We start from the raw sequence: 17,064 nt of genomic DNA on the forward strand, positions 1-17,064 counted from the left end.
GCCCTCCAGGAACTGGGGGAGCCGTAAGGAGTAAGGATAGCGTTGAGCAAGCAGAGTCATTCTGCCGACTCCCCGGGGACCGGCACCAACCCCGCGCACGCGGGGGGCCACCGGCCGGCGCGGGTCCGGCCGGCGTCTCTGCGGCACGGCGGCAGGGTGCTCACCGCCGGCGTCTTCGCGCTCGCGGGCCTGATCTTCGTCACCAGCTTCAACACCGCCAAGGGCACGGACATCCGCACGGACGCCTCCCTGCTGAAGCTGTCCGACCTCATTCAGGAGCGCAGCCGCAGCAACGGCGCCCTGGAGAACACCAACGGCACGCTCCGCGCGGACATAGAGTCCCTCGCCGCCCGCGGCGACGGCCGCAGCAAGGAAGAGGACGACAAGCTCACGGCACTGGAGAAGGAGGCGGCCACGAGGCCGCTGCGCGGCAGGACCGTCAGCGTCACCCTGGACGACGCCCCGCCGGACGCCACCGCCAAGCTCCCCGGCTACCCGGAGCCGCAGCCCAACGACCTGGTGATCCATCAGCAGGATCTGCAGGCCGTCGTCAACGCCCTGTGGCACGGCGGCGCCCGCGGCATCAAGGTGATGGACCAGCGGCTGATCTCCACCAGCGCCGTGCGCTGCGTCGGCAACACCCTGATCCTGCAGGGCAGGGTCTACTCGCCGCCCTACACGGTGACGGCCGTCGGCGACCCGGACACCCTCCAGAAGGCGCTCGCCGACTCACCCGAGATCCAGAACTACATGCTGTACGTCAACGCCTACGGCCTGGGCTGGCGCGTCGAGGAGGAGGGGACGCGGACGCTGCCCGGCTACAAGGGCACTGTGGACCTCCACTACGCCCGGCCCCTTGAGTAGCCCGGCCCGGCTCCGGCGGAGCGGTCCGCATGCCTCACAGGCACACCGGCGCACCAGTGACGCACCAGTGACAAGGGCGCACCGGCGACAAGGGCGCACCGGCGCCGGGTACGCGCCGGCGCGCGGGCATAGGGGATGCGCGGGCGACGCGGGCGCGCGAGTACGTGGGTACGTGGGCACACGGCCCAACGGAACGAGGCGATCGTCACGTTATCCACAGGCTGCCCACGTACCCTTCGCCTCACCGTAGTCTGGGGGACGCAAGCTTTGGCGACGGCGAGTAGGGACGGCATGTACAGCTGGATCTGGCGGCATCTGCCGGGCAACACATGGGTGAAGGCGCTGATCTCGCTCGTCCTCGCCCTGGCGGTGGTGTACGTCCTCTTCCAGTACGTGTTCCCCTGGGCCGAGCCCCTGCTCCCCTTCAACGACGTCACGGTCAACGGCAGCGCGCCGTGGCCGGGATCGGTGGCGCTCCGATGACCAGCCAGACCCGCCCGCCGGCCGGTGTGAGAGGGCCCGCGGCCGCCGGCGCCCCGGGCCGGCCCGGCGCGGGCCGCCCCGCCCGCATCCTCGTCGTCGACAATTACGACAGCTTCGTCTTCAACCTCGTCCAGTACCTCCACCAGCTCGGCGCCGAGTGCGAAGTGCTCAGGAACGACGCCGTCACCCCCGCCTACGCCCAGCAGGACGGCCGCTTCGACGGCGTGCTGCTCTCCCCCGGCCCCGGCACCCCCGAGGAGGCCGGAGTCTGCGTGGACATGGTGCGCGCCTGCGCGGAAACCGGCCTGCCGGTCTTCGGCGTCTGTCTGGGCATGCAGTCGATGGTGGTGGCGTACGGCGGCGTGGTCGACCGCGCCCCCGAGCTGCTGCACGGCAAGACCTCACCCGTCGAGCACGACGGCCGGGGGGTCTTCGCCGGCCTGCCGTCCCCCTTCACCGCCACCCGCTACCACTCCCTCGCCGCCGAGCCCACCACCGTCCCCGCCGAGTTGGAGGTCACCGCCCGTACCCGCGACGGCATCGTCATGGGCATCCGCCACCGCGACCTGCCCGTGGAGGGCGTGCAGTTCCACCCCGAGTCCGTGCTCACGGAACACGGCCACCTGATGCTGGCCAACTGGCTTGCCGAGTGCGGTGACGAGGGCGCGGTGCGGCGATCGGCGGGCCTGGCGCCCGTGGTGGGCAGGGCCTCGGCGTGACCGCGCTGCGCCCCGAGCGCGACGGAGCAGCCCCGTACGGCGAGTACGACGCGCAGGACGCGTACGCCTACAGGGACGAGTCCGCGTTCGGGGAGCACGCCGCGTTCGGGGAGCACACGGAGCTGGGCGAGCGCGCCGAGTTCGGCAATGCGCTCCTGAGGAACACCACGGCCTTCGAGGCCGCCGCGTACGGCGACGCGGCACGCTTCGAGGCCGGCGCCTACGGGGACGCCACCGCCTTCGAGGCGGCCGTCGAGCAGCTCGCGGACCCGCTGAACGACCCCCTGCCCGGCCAGGGCGCGGGCGCACCGGAGCAGCCCGGCCGTCACGCGGCCCCCGAGCCGTTCCCGCACCCCACCCGGCCCGAGCAGCCCGGCCGGTACGCGGCGCCGTACGACCCGGGGACGCTCCGGCACACCCCGGCACCGGACCCGCTGCCCGGTCCCGCTCCTGCGTCCGACCCCCTGCCCGGCCCCGCCCGGGCACGGGGTCCGTTGCCCGGCCGCGGCGCCCCCGCGCCGGATCCGCTGCTCGGCCCGGGCGCCGCCGCGCGGCGCCCGCTGAGCGACGGCGCCGTGGCGCACGACGTGCTGGGCGCCCCGGCCCCCGATGCGCCGGCCGGGCCGTATGCGCTCGGGTACGAGCCGTCGGCAGGTGAACCCTCGTCCGCCGCGGGCCGTCACTCGTCCGAGTGGTTCAGCGACGAGCCGTCCGAACTCGCCCCAGCGGAGCAGTCGCACGAGCCGCAGCAGCCTCAACCCCCCCAGCGGTCCGCGCGGCGCGCATCGCACCGCAAGCCCCCCGAGGACCACCAGGAGGCGGCCCAGACCCTCCTCGGCCCCGCCCACGACCCGTCGGTCCACGTGCCGTCGGCCCACGATCCGTCGGCCCAGGACGACGCGACGGTCAGCCTGCACACCGCCGATATCCGCCGCGCGACGGGCGGCCCGGGCACCGCCGCGGGCCGTGCCGCAGGCACGGGCACACGCCGCCGCACCGGGCGCCCCCCGGCTCCCGGCACCGCCCCCGGCGAGGACCCGCACGCCCCCCCGAGCGGCGCGGGCACGGGCACGGGCACGGGCGAGACGGAGTCCGCCGGCGCAGCGGCCGGTGCGGTCGCGGCCGGGAGCGCCCTGGGTGCCGCGGGGGCGGCAGGTCTGGCCGTGGGAGCGGCGGCCGGGGGCCGCGCTGCGCGGCGGCGGGCCGCCAAGCAGCGCTCCGGCGGCGGTAGGCGCCGTGCCGGGGCCCGGCACGACAGCAGGGGTGCCGGCCGCGGCGGGCACCGCGCCCGCGGCCACCGGGCGGCCGCCGAGCCGGCCGAGGCCGGCGGCGAGCGGTCCGCCGGCGACGAGGGCGAGGCGGAGTCCGCCCCGCTGTCCCGGGTGGCGGCACGGCGCGCCGCCCGCGCGGCCAAGCCAAGCGCCGGGGTGATCGCCAGCCGGGCGATCGGCGAGGTGTTCATCAGCATCGGCGTCCTGATGCTGCTGTTCGTCACCTACCAGCTCTGGTGGACGAACGTCCGTGCGCACCAGGAGGCGGACGGCGCGGCGCACAGTCTCCAGGACGACTGGGCGAACGGGAAGGGCAAGCCGGGCGTCTTCGCGCCGGGCCAGGGCTTCGCCATCATGCACATCCCCAAGCTGGACGTGATCGTGCCGATCGCCCAGGGCACCGACAAGCACCGGGTCCTCGACCGCGGCATGGTCGGCCACTACGGCGGGCCCGACGACATCCAGACGGCGATGCCCGACGCCAAGACGGGCAACTTCGCGGTGGCCGGCCACCGCAACACCCATGGCGAGCCGTTCCGTTACATCAACCGCCTGGTGCGGGGCGACGTGATCGTCGTCGAGACGCAGGACACCTACTACGTCTACAAGGTGACGAGCATGCTGCCGCAGACCCCGCCGAGCAACATAGGCGTCATCGGCCCCATACCTCCCGGTTCGGGTTTCACCAAGCCCGGCCGGTACATCACCCTGACGACCTGTACGCCCGAGTACACCAGCAAGTACCGGCTGATCGTCTGGGGCAAGATGGTGGAGGAACGGCCGCGCAGCAAGGGCAAGCCGGCAGCCCTCGTCAACTGAGCACGCACGCCTGACGGACGGCCGCCCGGACAAGGCAGACTGACACGGACAACACCGGCTGCACGCGCCGGGGCGGGGCGGGTCCGTGCCCCCGGCCCGGCCGGATCGGACAGACAGGGCAGGTGCAGTGGTAGCGACGACCGACCCCGACGACAGGACCGCAGAGTCCTCGCCGCCACCGCCCGCCCGGCGGCCGCGCCACCGGATCGCCCTGGCGGTGAGCGTGTTCGGGGAGCTGCTGATAACGGTGGGGCTGGTGCTCGGCCTCTTCGTCGTCTACTCCCTGTGGTGGACGAACGTCACCGCGGACCGCGAGGCGCACCGCCAGAGCGACGAGATCAGGCACCACTGGGCCGACCAGGGACCGGGCGCGCTCGACACGAAGGACGGCATCGGCTTCCTGCACGTGCCCGCCATGCACAACGGCGAGGTCCTGGTGAAGAAGGGCACGTCGGCCGAGGTGCTGAACGACGGCGTGGCCGGCTACTACACCCACCCCGTCAAGTCGGCCCTGCCGGGCGACCCCGAGGGCAATGTCACGCTGGCCGCGCACCGGGACGGGCACGGGGCGAAGTTCCACAACATAGACAAGGTCAAGAAGGGTGATCCGATCGTCTTCGAGACCAAGGACACCTGGTACGTCTACAAGGTCTACGCCATCCTCAAGGAGACCTCGAAGTACAACGTGCAGGTGATCGACCAGATCCCCAGGGAGTCCGGCAAGAAGAAGCCCGGCCGGTACATCACCCTCACCACCTGCACGCCCGTGTACACCTCCCTGTACCGCTATGTGGTCTGGGGCGAGCTGGAGCGCACGGAGAAGGTCGACAGCAAGCGGACGCCTCCGGCGGAGCTGCGCTAGCCCCGACTACGCTGCCGGCCCGGCCCCGGCCCGTCCCCGTCCCCGTCCCCGTCCCCGTCTCCGCCCCCGTCTCCGCCCCCGCCCCCGTCTCCGGCCTCGGCCCGGCCCGGCCCCGCTGCCGCTTCGGCCGCTGGGGCGGCGACGCCAGTGCCCAGGCCGGGTCCCGGGGTGGTGCGTCAGGCGGTGGTCGGGCGGGCTCGGTAGCCCGAGGTGCGGTGCGGATGCAGAAGACGACGCCTGCGCCGGCGCGGGATCGGGGCGCAGCCCCCTTGAAGGGGTGCGGGGAACCGCGCGCCAACCACGACGAGACATGAGCGTCGTCACCGGTCCCGAAGGGGCGGTCTCTGTCGTCTCCGGGCCTCCGGCCGGTGGTGGCCTGGGCGCGCAGTTCCCCGCGCCCCTGGTAGGGCGGGGCCGGTGGGCAAGAGACGGCTCACCCCCGCCGCTCCCGGAGGAGCGACGGGGGTGAGGGGCCGAAGGGAGGCTTCCCGGCTGTGCGGGCCCCGTCATCGCCATGACCGGGCCCGTGCCCGGGGCTTCGTGGAGGACCGTGGGCCCGGGGCTGGCCGGGGGCCGCTAGAAGCCTCGTTGCCCGCCGAAGACATTGCCACCCGGTCCGCCCGGGCCGCCGCCTCCGTCACCTCCGTCGCCGCCGCCGCCCACCGTCTGGAGGTCGACGGCCGTGCCCGGGGCGACCTGCTGGCCCGCCTGGGGGGTGGAGGTGATGACGTAGGCGGTGTCGTCCTGCGGTCCGTTGATCTTGCCGACCTGCAGGCCCGCCTGGGTCAGCGCCTGCTTGGCGGCGCCCAGGGTCTGTCCGGTGAGCGGCGGCACCGCCACCTGGCCGGCCTTGGCGACCTGGACGGTGACCGTCGAGCCCGGGTCGGCCTGGGTGCCCGCGGCGGGGCTGGTCTGGACGACCTTCCCCGGCTGGACGCTGGTGCTGTCGACGTCCTGGCGCACGGCCTTGAGGTTGTTGGCCTCGATCTGGGCCTTGGCCTCTTCCCAGCTCTTGCCGGTCACGTCGGGGACGGTGACCTGCTTCTTCTCCTGGGCGACGGTCAGCGTGACGGTGCTGCCCGACTCGCGCTTGGCGCCCGCGGAGGGGTCCTGGGAGAGCACCTGGTTGACCGGCTGGTCGGACTCCTTGTACTTGACGTCGACGTTGAACTTCTTGCTGGTCAGCTGGTCCCTGGCATCGTCGAGCGAGAGGCCGACGACCCCGGGCACGACCACCTTCGGGGCGCCCGCCGACATCACGACCTTGATCGTACTGTTCTTGTCGATGTTCCCGCCGGGCGTGGGGTCCTGGGTGCAGACCCGGCCCTTGGGCTGGTCCTTGCACTCCTTGCTGCCGGACACCGAGACCTCCAGGTCGACATTGGCCGCCTTGGCCTTGGCGTCGGAGAGGGTCTCGCCGACCAGGGTGGGCACGGGAACCTGGGCGTCGCCCAAGCCGTTGCCGGTGGATACCCACTTCCCGATCAGGACCGCGCCGATCAGCACCAGCACACCCGCGACGACCAGCAGGACCGTGGACGTGCTCGACTTCTTCTGGCGGCGCCGGTCGGGCCGTTCGTCGTAGCCGTAGCCGCCGTCGTCCGGGTTGACCGGGGGCAGCATCGAGGTGCGCTCGCCGCCGGGGTCCTGGGGGCGCATGGCGGTGGTCGGCTGGTCGTCGGGGCCGTAGCCGGCGTAGGCGGGCGCGCCCATCGCGGCGGCGGCCGCCACGGGCTGGCCGTCGAGGCAGGCCTCGATGTCGGCGCGCATCTCGTCCGCGGACTGGTACCGGTAGTTCGGGTCCTTGACGAGGGCCTTCAGGACGATCGCGTCCATCTCGGGCGTGATCTCGGGGTCGAAGGCGCTCGGCGGCTGGGCCTCCTCGCGGACGTGCTGGTAGGCCACCGCGACCGGGGAGTCGCCCACGAACGGCGGGCGGACGGTCAGCAGCTCGTACAGCAGGCAGCCGGTGGAGTACAGGTCGGAGCGGGCGTCGACGGTCTCGCCCTTGGCCTGTTCGGGCGAGAGGTACTGGGCGGTGCCGATCACTGCGGCGGTCTGCGTCATCGTCATCCCGGCGTCGCCCATGGCGCGGGCGATGCCGAAGTCCATGACCTTGACCTGGCCGGTGCGGGTGAGCATCACGTTCGCGGGCTTGATGTCGCGGTGCACGATGCCGCTGCGGTGTGAGTACTCCAGCGCCTGGAGGATGCCGATGGTCATCTCCAGGGCCCGCTCGGGCAGCAGCTTACGGCCCGAGTGCAGCAGCTCACGGAGCGTGGAGCCGTCCACGTACTCCATGACGATGTACGGGATGGAGACCCCGCCACCGCCGGCGGCCTGGTCGTAGACCATGTCCTCGCCGGTGTCGTAGACCGCCACGATCGCGGGATGGTTGAGCGAGGCGGCCGACTGGGCCTCACGGCGGAACCGGGCCTGGAACGACGGGTCACGGGCGAGGTCGGCGCGCAGCGTCTTCACCGCCACGGTGCGACCGAGGCGGGTGTCGTGCGCGAGGTAGACCTCCGCCATGCCACCGCGGCCGAGCACCTGGCCCAGCTCGTACCGGCCGCCGAGGCGACGCGGCTCTTCCATAGCTACCTACCAGCCCTCTCCGTCGGCCTTGACCGCACCCGATGTGTGGTCCGGCGGTGTGCTGTCCGGGCTACCGTACCCGGCTCACCTTGCGTGCCACGGCCCTCCCGGTCACCCGATACCGGACCGGTACCGCATCGTGCACCGATGTGAAGGGGACGTGATCAAGGTCACGTCCGGGCTTAGCGCTTGCTGTCGATGACCGCCTTCATCACGTTCTTCGCGATGGGTGCGGCCAGGCCGCCACCCGAGATGTCGTCCCGGTTCGCGCTGCCGTCCTCGACGACGACCGCGACCGCGACCGGCGAGCCGCCCGCGGTCTTGGCATAGGAGATGAACCACGCGTAGGGCTTGCCGGAGTTGTTCTCACCGTGCTGGGCGGTACCGGTCTTGCCACCGACGGTGACGCCCGGGATCTGTGCCGTGGTGCCCGTGCCCTGCTTGACGACGGTCTCCATCATCGACTGGAGCTTCTGGGCGTTCTCCGGCGACAGCGGCTGGCTGAGCTTCTTCGGCGTGGTCTTCTCGATGGTGTCCAGGTTGGGGGCCTGGAGCTCGTCGACCATGTACGGCTCCATCAGGGTGCCGTCGTTGGCGACCGCCGAGGCGACCATCGCCATCTGCAGCGGGGTGGCCGCGGTGTCGAACTGGCCGATGGAGGAGAGCGCCGTCTGCGAGGGGTTCATCTTCTTGTCGAAGTTGGACGCGTTCGAGCGAACCGGGGTGAACTGCTCGGAGTTGAATCCGAACGCCTCCGCCTCCTTCAGCATCTTGTCCTCGCCGAGGTCGGCGCCGATCTTGCCGAAGACGCTGTTGCAGGAGTAGCGCAGCGCCTGGCGCAGGCTGGCGTTCTTGCAGGGGATGTTGCCCTCGTTGTTCAGCGGGGTGGTGGTGCCGGGCATGATCCACGGCAGCGGCGACTTGGTGGCCTGGTCCGGATCCGTGTACAGCCCGTTCTGCAGCGCGGCGGCGGCGGTGACGACCTTGAAGGTGGAGCCCGGCGGGTAGGTCTGGCGCAGCGCCCGGTTGAGCATCGGGTCATCCGGGTCGTTCTGCTTCTGGAGCTTCTTCCAGGCCTCGGCGTCCTTCTCGGAGTTCCCCGCGAAGCTCGACGGGTCGTACGACGGCGTGGAGGCGAGCGCCAGTATCGCCCCGGTGGACGGGTCGATCGCGGCCACGGCGCCCTTCTTGTGGCCGAGGCCGTCGAAGGCGGCCTTCTGCGCGGCGGCGTTCAGGGTGGTGACGACGTTCCCGCCCTGCTTCTTCTTGCCCGTGAGCATGTCGAGGGTGTTGCGGAAGAAGAGCCGGTCGTCGGTGCCGGACAGGATGCCGTCCTCGATGCTCTCCAACTGGGAGGCGCCGAAGGCCTGGGAGGCGTAGCCCGTGACGGGCGCCCACATCGGGCCGTCCTTGTACGTGCGCTTGTACTTGAAGTCGCTGCCCGACGTCGTGGTGTGCCCGGTGATGTCCTGGCCGCCCTGGACGATGATGTCGCCGCGGGGCACGGCATAGCGCTCGATCGAGACCCGGCGGTTGAGCGGGTCGGTCTTCAGCTTGTCCGAGTCGACGTACTGGAGCCAGTTGTCGCGGATGAGGAGGGTGAGGACGAGCAGTCCACAGAAGATCGCGATCCGGCGCAGGGGCTTGTTCACGGTCGGACCACCTGGGTCATCTCGGCGTCGGGATTGGCGGCGGGGGCCGGGGCTGGGCGCCGCGCGGTGTCGCTGATCCTGATCAGGATGCCGATCAGCGCCCAGTTGGCGATCACCGAGGAGCCGCCGTAGGCGACGAACGGCATCGTCATACCGGTCAGCGGGATCAGGCCCATGACGCCGCCGGCGACCACGAAGACCTGGAGCGCGAAGGCGCCGGAGAGGCCGACGCCGAGCAGCTTGCCGAACGGGTCGCGGGCGGCGAGCGCGGTGCGGATGCCGCGCTCGGCGATCAGGCCGTACAGGAGCAGGAGCGCCATGATGCCGGCCAGGCCCAGTTCCTCGCCGAAGGTGGCGAGGATGAAGTCGGAGTTGGCGGCGAACTTGATCAGGTCGGAGTTGCCCTGGCCGAGGCCGGTGCCGAGCGTTCCGCCGGAGCCGAAGGCCCACAGGGCTTCCATGGACTGCTCGGAGTGCCCGGTGACGCCCTGCTGGCTCAGCTTGTACTCGCGCAGCGGGTCGAGCCAGGCCTGCACGCGCTGGTGCACGTGCGGCTCGATGGAGCCGACGCCGACCGCGCCGGCCGCGGACATCAGCAGACCGAACACGATCCAGCTGGTCCGCTCCGTCGCCACGTACAGCATGATCACGAACATGCCGAAGAACAGCAGCGACGTACCGAGGTCGGTCTCGAAGACCAGGATCAGGATCGAGATCGCCCAGACGACCAGGATCGGCCCGAGGTCACGCCCGCGCGGCAGGTAGAGACCCATGAAACGGCGACTGGCGAGCGCGAGGGCGTCCCGCTTCACCATGAGGTACCCGGCGAAGAAGATGGCCAGCACGATCTTGGCGAACTCACCGGGCTGGATGGAGAACCCGGCCACCGAGATCCAGATCTTCGCGCCGTAGATGTTGGCGCCGAGCCCGGGGACGAGCGGCAGCAGCAGCAGCACCAGGGCGCCGACCATGGAGATGTACGTGTAGCGCTGCAGGACCCGGTGGTCCTTCAGGAAGATCAGCACGACGACGAAGAGTGCCAGGCCCATCGCCGTGTACAGCAGCTGGCGGGGGGCGGCGTCGCCCGCCTGGTGGATCTCCTGGAGACGCTTGGACTGGTCGAGCCGCCAGATGATCACCAGGCCGAGGCCGTTCAGCAGGGTCGCCACCGGCAGCATCAGCGGGTCGGCGTACCGGGCGAACTTCCGCACCACGAGGTGGCCGACACCGGCCAGCAGACCCAGCCCGAGGCCGTAGCTGAGCAGGCCAGGCGGGACGGTGTTGTTGATGGCGAGGCCCACATTGGCGTAGGCGAAGACGGGGATGACGACCGCGAACACCAGGAGCGCCAGCTCCGTGTTGCGGCGGCTCGGCGCGCCGATGGACCCGATGGTCGAAGTATGCGCGGTCTGCGCCGTATGCGTGCTGCTCATGGTGTGACAGGGCCCCTCACGGCTACTGCTTACCGCACAGCGCGACCAGCTTCTGCTCTTCCTCCGAGAGGCTGGGGCCGGGTGTGGGTTGCTTCGGTGCGGTCGTGTTCTTGTCGTCGGAGCTCGTGCCCGCGCTCTGGCCGTCCTTGCTCTGGTCGGTGCTGCCGGTGCTGCCGGTGCTGCCGGTGTCGCCGGTTCCATCGGTGCCGGCCGTGCTGCCCGTGCCCCCGGTGGCCTGGCCCGCGGACGTCTCGAAGGACGTGCCGGTGGCCTTGGTGCTCTCACCGAGCGGCTTCTTGGCGCCGCTGTCCTGGCCGCCGCCGGTCTGGCCGCCGGTCTGGCCGCCGGGCGCGGCATCGCGGTCGGCGGCGCGCCGCTGGGCGTCCTTCTTGCAGGCGGAGGCCTGCACCGCCAGTTCGTCGATCTTGTCGGTGGCCTGTGCGCGGCCGTCCTCGGTGATGGTCGCCTGGACCTGTTTGCGCTGGTACGGCGGCAGGTACTTGAGCTCGATCTCCGGGTGGTCGGCCTCCATCCTGGACAGGCTCACCCAGGCGAGGTCCTGGCTGATGCCCCGGTACAGCGCCACGTGCTGGCCCTTGGCGCCCACGTAGTACTGCGTCTGCGTCCAGCGGTACCCGCCGTACAGGCCCCCGCCGACCACGGCGAGCGCCAGCACGATGTACGCGGACCGCTTCAGCCAGGGGTGGCGCCCGCGGCCCTTGACGAAGTCCTCGTCGCCGTACGGCCCGAAGCCGTCCTCCGAGGCGTAGCCGGCCGCGCCGGAGCCGGGCGGGCCGAACTGGCCGACCGCGCCGCCCTGCCCTGGCACCGCTCTGCCGAGGCCCGCGGCACGGCCTGCGGGGGTCTCCATGGCGCCGCCGTCGTGCAGCTGGTGCTGGTTCTCGGCGACCGCGCCGACCACGACCGGCGTGTCGGAGAGCTGCTCAGCCAGGGTGTCGCCGCTGTCGATGTCCAGGACGTCGGCCACGATGACGGTGACGTTGTCGGGGCCGCCGCCGCGCAGCGCGAGCTGGATCAGCTCCTGAACGGTCTCCTGGGGGCCCTGGTAGCTGGCGAGGGCGTCCTCCATCGTCTGGTGGGATACGACGCTGGAGAGGCCGTCGGAGCAGATCAGATAGCGGTCGCCGGCGCGCACCTCGCGGATCGACAGGTCCGGCTCGACGTGCTCGCTGCTGCCCAGGGCGCGCATCAGCAGCGACCGCTGCGGGTGGGTGGTGGCCTCTTCTTCGGTGATCCGGCCCTCGTCGACGAGCCGCTGCACCCAGGTGTGGTCCTGGGTGATCTGGCTGAGCACGCCGTCACGGAGTAGATACGCGCGGGAGTCGCCGACGTGGACGAGGCCGAGCCGCTGGCCGGTCCACAGCAGGGCGGTGAGCGTGGTCCCCATGCCCTCCAGCTGGGGGTCCTCCTCGACCATCACCCGCAGCTGGTCGTTGGCGCGCTGCACGGCGGTGCCGAGGGAGGTGAGGATGTCCGAGCCGGGCACGTCGTCGTCGAGTGTGACCAGCGTCGAGATCACCTCGGACGAGGCGACCTCGCCCGCCGCCTGCCCGCCCATGCCGTCGGCGATGGCGAGCAGCCGGGGCCCGGCGTAGCCGGAGTCCTCGTTGCCCTCCCGGATCATGCCCTTGTGCGATCCGGCGGCGAAGCGCAGTGACAGACTCATGCGCACCTCGCCCGTCGGCTCCGACTGCAGCCGGTCGTGTCGAGCCACACTGCCCACCCTCCGGTCGGGAGCGTGCTGGCGTCCGTGGTGGGGACAGCGTCGGCTCGCTCGCTCCGCTCGCGCTCATTCATGACGTAGCACTACTTCCGCAGCTCGATGACGGTCTTGCCGATGCGGATCGGTGCGCCCAGCGGAATCGGCGTCGGCGTCGTCAGCCGGGTCCGGTCGAGATAGGTGCCGTTGGTGGACCCGAGATCCTCCACGATCCACTGGCCGTCACGGTCCGGGTAGATCCTGGCATGCTTGCTCGACGCGTAGTCGTCGTCCAGCACAATCGTCGAATCGTGCGCACGACCGAGGGTGATCGTCTGGCCCTGGAGCGCGACGGTGGTGCCGGCCAGGGTGCCCTCGGCGACGACCAGCTTGGTCGGCGCGCCGCGGCGCTGCCGGCCGCCGGCCCCGCCGCGCTGCTGCGGGGGAGCCTCCCGCGCGGCCCTCGCGGCCGCCGACCGCCCGGCATCGCGGCGCGCCCCGCGCTGGGTGACGCGGGTCCCGAACAGGTCGCTGCGGATGACCTGGACGGCCACGATCACGAACAGCCACAGAACGGCCAGGAAACCCAGCCGCATGACCGTCAGGGTCAGCTCTGACATTGCCCCCGCTTCACCCTTCGGCTTGCCGGTAAATGATGGTGGTGCTGCCCACGACGATCCGCGAGCCGTCGCGGAGCGTAGCGCGGGTGGTGTGCTGTCCGTCTACCACGATGCCGTTGGTGGACCCGAGATCCTGGATCGTCGAGGGCGTTCCGGTCCGGATCTCGCAGTGCCGGCGCGAGACACCGGGGTCGTCGATCCGCACGTCGGCGTCGGTGCTGCGGCCCAGCACCATCGTCGGGCGGGCGATCTGGTGACGCGTGCCGTTGATCTCGATCCAGCGCCGGACCTGGGCGCCGGACGGCGCCCCCGGGTGCCCGCCCGACGTGCCCTGGCGCATGCCGGGCGGCGGCGCGGACGGCATGGGCGGGGCGCCGACGGGCTGCGGGGGGTAGCCGTAGCCGCCGCGCCCGGCGCCGGGCGCGCTCTGGGAAGGGTGGCTGTAGCCGCCCGGGCTCGCCGGGGGCTGGCCGGACGGCTGCGAGGTGCTCGCCGCGAGCGTGCGGCTGCGCACCCGGTACAGGCCGGTGTCGAGATCCTCGGCCTTCTCCAGGTGGACCTTGATCGGGCCCATGAACGTGTAGCGCTGCTGCTTCGCGTAGTCGCGCACCATGCCCGCGAGCTCGTCACCGAGTTGACCCGCGTAGGGGCTCAGCCGCTCGTAGTCCGGTGCGCTCAGCTCCACGATGAAGTCGTTGGGGACGACGGTCCGCTCGCGGTTCCAGATCGTGGCGTTGTTGTCACACTCGCGCTGCAGGGCGCCGGCGATCTCGACGGGCTGGACCTCGGACTTGAAGACCTTGGCGAAGGTGCCGTTGACCAGACCTTCGAGGCGTTGCTCGAATTTCTTCAGGACTCCCACGGGGCACCTCCTCCTTCTCTTCCCACCACCGCTCGCCCACCGCGGTGTTCGTCGTGCTCGCCTTGCCGGTCTTCTGCTTCGTTCCGGTACTGCTTACTGATCGTATCCACGCGCCGGTAAATCGGCTGGTTCCCCCTGTCTGCCCGGCCGACGGGTGTCGACTCTCACAGCACATGCCCTCGCCGGCCCCCCGGGATCCGCCCCGGGCCCTTGCGAGGCCCCCTTGCCGGACGCGGCCCGTGTGCCTCGCGGAACACCGGTCCGGCCCTTGAAGGACGGCCGTTCGGCCACCTCCCAGTAGGGATCGTAAAGGGGGCCGGAATCCAGTGTCCCGCACCCGCGGCACACTCAGGACCACGCGCGCCCGCGGCGGGGGGACTGGTGCGGGGTTGATGCGGGGTTGATACGGAGCGAGGGCCGGGGTGGGGCCGGGGGGACGGGTGGGGTGGGGGAGGTGGGGGGAGGCGGCGGGCGGGGTGTCCGGGGTGGGGTTGGTCGGGGTGTCGGTGGGGGCGTCGGCTGGTGGGGTCCGCTGGGGTGTCGGCTGCCGGTGCCGGTGCCGGTGCCGGTGTCGGCTGCTGGGGCTGGTGCTGGTGCTGGTGCGCGGGGATGGGCGGGTCGGGTGCGAGTCTGGGGGATGGGGGGACGCGGTGGGGCGTGCGGGCGGGATGTGTTGGGGGGTGTGGGTGGGGGCGCGAGCAGGGGCGGCGGGCTTTCCGGGCCGGCCGCGTCGGCGGTGCAGCTCGCTTCGCTCCGCGACACGCAGAAACACCCGATGTGACACATGGATCCGTCAACATATCGTTCTGTGGTGACACGCCTTGCTTTGTCAACCCTTGTTCCACAGGGCCGCGCCGGTGGGCCCGGAGGCCCGGAGGCCCGGAGGCCCGGAGGCCCGGAGGCTGTGGCGGGGCCGGTGCGGGGAGTCGTTTCGCGGGCGGTTCCCGTGGTGGGGAGAGTGCGCGGGCGGGAGGCCGGGCGCGGCAGCGGGGTGCGCGAGCGGGGGCGCGAGCGGGGTGGGTGGGCGCGGCGGGCGGGGTGGCGGGCACGGGGAAACGGATGTGAAGTCACCCTTGCCACCGTGCTAACCTTCTGGATGTCGGAAGGCGCTCTCGCCGAGAGGTGAGGGGGCCGAGGACACAGCCCATGCGCGGGTGGCGGAATAGGCAGACGCGCTGGATTCAGGTTCCAGTGCCCGCAAGGGCGTGGGGGTTCAACTCCCCCCTCGCGCACAGTGAAGCGGTCTTCATGGTGGTCACCATGAAGACCGCTTCTTTTGTGCTCTTCTTCTTTTGTGCTCTTCTGCGTTGGTGTGGGCCGGTGCGGGTCGCGCAGAGGGTACGGCGGGGCGCGGTGGAGGTGCGGCGGTACGCAGTGGGGATGTCGCGGGGGTGAGGCGGGGGTGGCGGGGCGCAGTGGGGGTGCCGCGGGGTGCAGTGCGGTGCGGTGGCCCTGGGGTGTGAGAAGGGTCTCAAATTGTGTGCGGAGTGTGGAGGGCGTCTTCCGGGCGACCTCCGGTGCCGTATATGTCGCGTCCTTTGCTGTTGTGCCGTGATGTCCTTGTGTTCGCTTTTGTGGGTCCGGCTGCTGTGTTCGCTGTGTTCGCTGTGCTTCGCTGTGAGTGCGGTGCCGGCGGTCGGTGTGGGCGTGGTGCCGGAGGTCGCCGTCGTCCCGGCGCCGGCGGTCGGTGTCGTCGCTTCGTCCGTGGTGCGCTGTGTCCGCCGAGCGTGACGGAGCCCGGCGTGGCGGCCCCCAAGGGGTGGTCCGCCGCGCCGGGCTGCCGGGCCTCCGTTGTGGCTGAACGGAGGGTTGCGGTGCGCCTTCGTGGCGTCACCGGGGTCCGGGCCCGGGTCCGGACCCCGGATGTCAGGCTCCGGCGGGCGCGAGGCGCTGGGCGAGGGCCTTGGCCTTGGTGACCGCGTCCTCCAGCGCCTTGGCGCGGGACTCCTCGGCGAGCGGGATGAGGTCCTTCATCGCCGGGTTCGAGTGCGCCAGGGTGAGCTCGGTCACGATGACGTCGACCTCGGCCTTGAACATCTCGGTGAGGGTGGCCTGAAGGTAGCTCTGCGCGTACTCGAAGGACGCGCGCGGCGTGCCGGGCGAGTAGCCGCCGCCACGGCTGGCCACGACCGTGATCGGGGTGCCCGCGACCTTGGAGGTCTCGCCGACGGTGCGGCCGACCAGGATCACGTTGTCCAGCCACGCCTTCAGCGTCGAGGGAATCGTGAAGTTGTACATCGGCGCGCCGATCAGCACGGCGTCGGCCTGCTCCAGCTCCTCGATCAGCTTGAGGCGCTCGGCGAAGGCGCTGGCCTGCTCGGGGGTGTGCGTGGACGGGTCGGCGAAGCCGGCCGTCGCGCCGTGCGCATCGAGGTGGGGGACGGGGTTGGCGCCCAGGTCGCGGTAGATCACCGTGCCCTCCGGGTGCTGTTCCTCCCATGCCTTGCGGAAGGCGTCCGTGACGGTGCGGGACGCGGATGCGGAGCCCGGGAAAATGGACGAGTCCAGGTGCAGCAGGGTGGCCATGTCGTTCTCTCCCAAAATGGGTGGTACCAGACAGCCGGTGGTCGGCCGGCCGCTGTGCCTGTTATTGAGTACGCAACTATTACTACCACAGTCCCTTACTTTTTCTCACCCCATGTCGGAGGCGCAGTACCCTGGACCCATGGCGGCAGACCGGATCCACGTTGAGGCGGCCTGTGCGGGGGCCGTGGCGGTAGGCGCAGAGGCCCAGGCGGCCTGCGCGAAAACCGAAGAGGCCTGCACGAGGGTCGACGACGACATGACGCGCGTCTTCACCTTGCTGGGGAAGCGCTGGTCGGGGCTGGTCATCGCCGTGCTCATGCAGCAGCCCGTGCACTTCGCCGACCTGCGCAGGGCCATCCCCGGCATCAGCGAGCGGATGCTCTCCGACCGGTTGGCCGAGCTGGTGAACGTCGGCCTCGTCGTCCGCGAGGTCGCCGAGGGCCCGCCGCTGCGCGTGTTGTACCGCCTCTCCGAGGCCGGCGCCGCCCTCGGCCCCGCCCTCGGCGAACTGCGCCGGTGGTCCGAGCGGTACCTGTCCGAGGGCGGACAGTGCCCGGAGGAGTTCCGGAAGTAGGCCCGCGTTCGGGCGGGGTGGGCCGGACTGCCGGGTCCGGGGCCGGGGGCCGGTGCTCCCCGGC

13 protein-coding genes and 1 tRNA gene are annotated in these 17,064 nt (G+C 71.5%); 7 read left to right on the forward strand and 7 right to left on the reverse strand.

Features of this window, described 5'->3' with window-relative positions; all coding sequences use genetic code 11:
- Positions 1-42: 42 nt before the first annotated feature.
- The 5 genes from ACSMXW_RS17630 to ACSMXW_RS17650 all read left to right on the forward strand — a co-directional run bounded on the left by ACSMXW_RS17630 (position 43) and on the right by ACSMXW_RS17650 (position 5,018).
- Positions 43-864: a DUF881 domain-containing protein gene (locus ACSMXW_RS17630; RefSeq protein ID WP_485807633.1), complete on the forward strand. Its 822-nt coding sequence runs from the start codon at positions 43-45 to the stop codon at positions 862-864.
- A 291-nt stretch (positions 865-1,155) separates the two neighbouring features.
- Positions 1,156-1,347, forward strand: a complete 192-nt coding sequence (locus ACSMXW_RS17635; protein ID WP_485807635.1) for a hypothetical protein — start codon at positions 1,156-1,158, stop codon at positions 1,345-1,347.
- Positions 1,344-2,066 carry an aminodeoxychorismate/anthranilate synthase component II gene (locus tag ACSMXW_RS17640; RefSeq protein WP_485807637.1) on the forward strand — a complete coding sequence of 241 codons (723 nt, stop codon included), beginning with the start codon at positions 1,344-1,346 and terminating at the stop codon, positions 2,064-2,066. Before ACSMXW_RS17635 ends, ACSMXW_RS17640 begins: the two co-directional genes overlap by 4 nt.
- Before the next feature lie 911 nt (positions 2,067-2,977).
- Positions 2,978-4,156 carry a class E sortase gene (locus ACSMXW_RS17645; RefSeq protein ID WP_485808112.1) on the forward strand — a complete coding sequence of 393 codons (1,179 nt, stop codon included), beginning with the start codon at positions 2,978-2,980 and terminating at the stop codon, positions 4,154-4,156.
- Between the two features lie 127 nt (positions 4,157-4,283).
- The gene (locus ACSMXW_RS17650) at positions 4,284-5,018 is read left to right on the forward strand and encodes a class E sortase (RefSeq protein ID WP_485807639.1); all 735 of its coding nucleotides are present in this window, start codon (positions 4,284-4,286) and stop codon (positions 5,016-5,018) included.
- Between the two features lie 576 nt (positions 5,019-5,594).
- Here ACSMXW_RS17650 and pknB read toward each other — a convergent pair.
- The 6 genes from pknB to ACSMXW_RS17680 form a co-directional block, all read right to left on the reverse strand.
- Complete coding sequence (gene pknB, locus ACSMXW_RS17655) at positions 5,595-7,613, reverse strand: Stk1 family PASTA domain-containing Ser/Thr kinase (RefSeq protein ID WP_485807641.1); 2,019 nt, start codon at positions 7,611-7,613, stop codon at positions 5,595-5,597.
- Between the two features lie 182 nt (positions 7,614-7,795).
- Entirely contained in the window at positions 7,796-9,265 is a 1,470-nt protein-coding gene (locus ACSMXW_RS17660) for a peptidoglycan D,D-transpeptidase FtsI family protein (protein WP_485807642.1), read from the reverse strand.
- A complete protein-coding gene (locus ACSMXW_RS17665; protein ID WP_485807644.1) occupies positions 9,262-10,698 on the reverse strand; it encodes an FtsW/RodA/SpoVE family cell cycle protein in 1,437 nt (478 codons plus the stop codon). Before ACSMXW_RS17665 ends, ACSMXW_RS17660 begins: the two co-directional genes overlap by 4 nt.
- A 22-nt stretch (positions 10,699-10,720) precedes the next feature.
- Positions 10,721-12,385, reverse strand: coding sequence for a Stp1/IreP family PP2C-type Ser/Thr phosphatase (locus ACSMXW_RS17670; RefSeq protein WP_485807646.1), 1,665 nt, complete (start codon positions 12,383-12,385; stop codon positions 10,721-10,723).
- Positions 12,386-12,525: 140 nt separating this feature from the next.
- Positions 12,526-13,038, reverse strand: coding sequence for an FHA domain-containing protein FhaB/FipA (locus ACSMXW_RS17675; RefSeq protein ID WP_485807647.1), 513 nt, complete (start codon positions 13,036-13,038; stop codon positions 12,526-12,528).
- Positions 13,039-13,048: 10 nt separating this feature from the next.
- Positions 13,049-13,900, reverse strand: coding sequence for an FHA domain-containing protein (locus ACSMXW_RS17680; RefSeq protein ID WP_485807648.1), 852 nt, complete (start codon positions 13,898-13,900; stop codon positions 13,049-13,051).
- A 1,148-nt stretch (positions 13,901-15,048) separates the two neighbouring features.
- Between ACSMXW_RS17680 and ACSMXW_RS17685 the strand changes: the two genes are divergently transcribed.
- Positions 15,049-15,132 (forward strand) — tRNA-Leu (locus ACSMXW_RS17685).
- A gap of 634 nt (positions 15,133-15,766) precedes the next feature.
- Here ACSMXW_RS17685 and ACSMXW_RS17690 read toward each other — a convergent pair.
- The gene (locus tag ACSMXW_RS17690; protein ID WP_485807650.1) at positions 15,767-16,426 is read right to left on the reverse strand and encodes an FMN-dependent NADH-azoreductase; all 660 of its coding nucleotides are present in this window, start codon (positions 16,424-16,426) and stop codon (positions 15,767-15,769) included.
- 256 nt (positions 16,427-16,682) lie between these two features.
- Between ACSMXW_RS17690 and ACSMXW_RS17695 the strand changes: the two genes are divergently transcribed.
- Positions 16,683-17,000, forward strand: a complete 318-nt coding sequence (locus ACSMXW_RS17695; RefSeq protein ID WP_485808113.1) for a winged helix-turn-helix transcriptional regulator — start codon at positions 16,683-16,685, stop codon at positions 16,998-17,000.
- Positions 17,001-17,064 lie beyond the last annotated feature (64 nt).

It is taken from the genome of Streptomyces sp. DSM 116793 (genome assembly GCF_057320905.1).

What these genes read in the sequence shown, in the direction of transcription:
- ACSMXW_RS17690 (WP_485807650.1), bottom strand. Translation starts at nt 16,426, where the DNA reads ATGGCCACCCTGCTGCACCTGGACTCGTCCATTTTCCCGGGCTCCGCA.
- ACSMXW_RS17635 (WP_485807635.1), top strand. Translation starts at nt 1,156, where the DNA reads ATGTACAGCTGGATCTGGCGGCATCTGCCGGGCAACACATGGGTGAAG.
- ACSMXW_RS17675 (WP_485807647.1), bottom strand. Translation starts at nt 13,038, where the DNA reads ATGTCAGAGCTGACCCTGACGGTCATGCGGCTGGGTTTCCTGGCCGTT.
- ACSMXW_RS17670 (WP_485807646.1), bottom strand. Translation starts at nt 12,385, where the DNA reads ATGAGTCTGTCACTGCGCTTCGCCGCCGGATCGCACAAGGGCATGATC.
- ACSMXW_RS17695 (WP_485808113.1), top strand. Translation starts at nt 16,683, where the DNA reads ATGACGCGCGTCTTCACCTTGCTGGGGAAGCGCTGGTCGGGGCTGGTC.
- ACSMXW_RS17640 (WP_485807637.1), top strand. Translation starts at nt 1,344, where the DNA reads ATGACCAGCCAGACCCGCCCGCCGGCCGGTGTGAGAGGGCCCGCGGCC.
- ACSMXW_RS17665 (WP_485807644.1), bottom strand. Translation starts at nt 10,698, where the DNA reads ATGAGCAGCACGCATACGGCGCAGACCGCGCATACTTCGACCATCGGG.
- pknB (WP_485807641.1), bottom strand. Translation starts at nt 7,613, where the DNA reads ATGGAAGAGCCGCGTCGCCTCGGCGGCCGGTACGAGCTGGGCCAGGTG.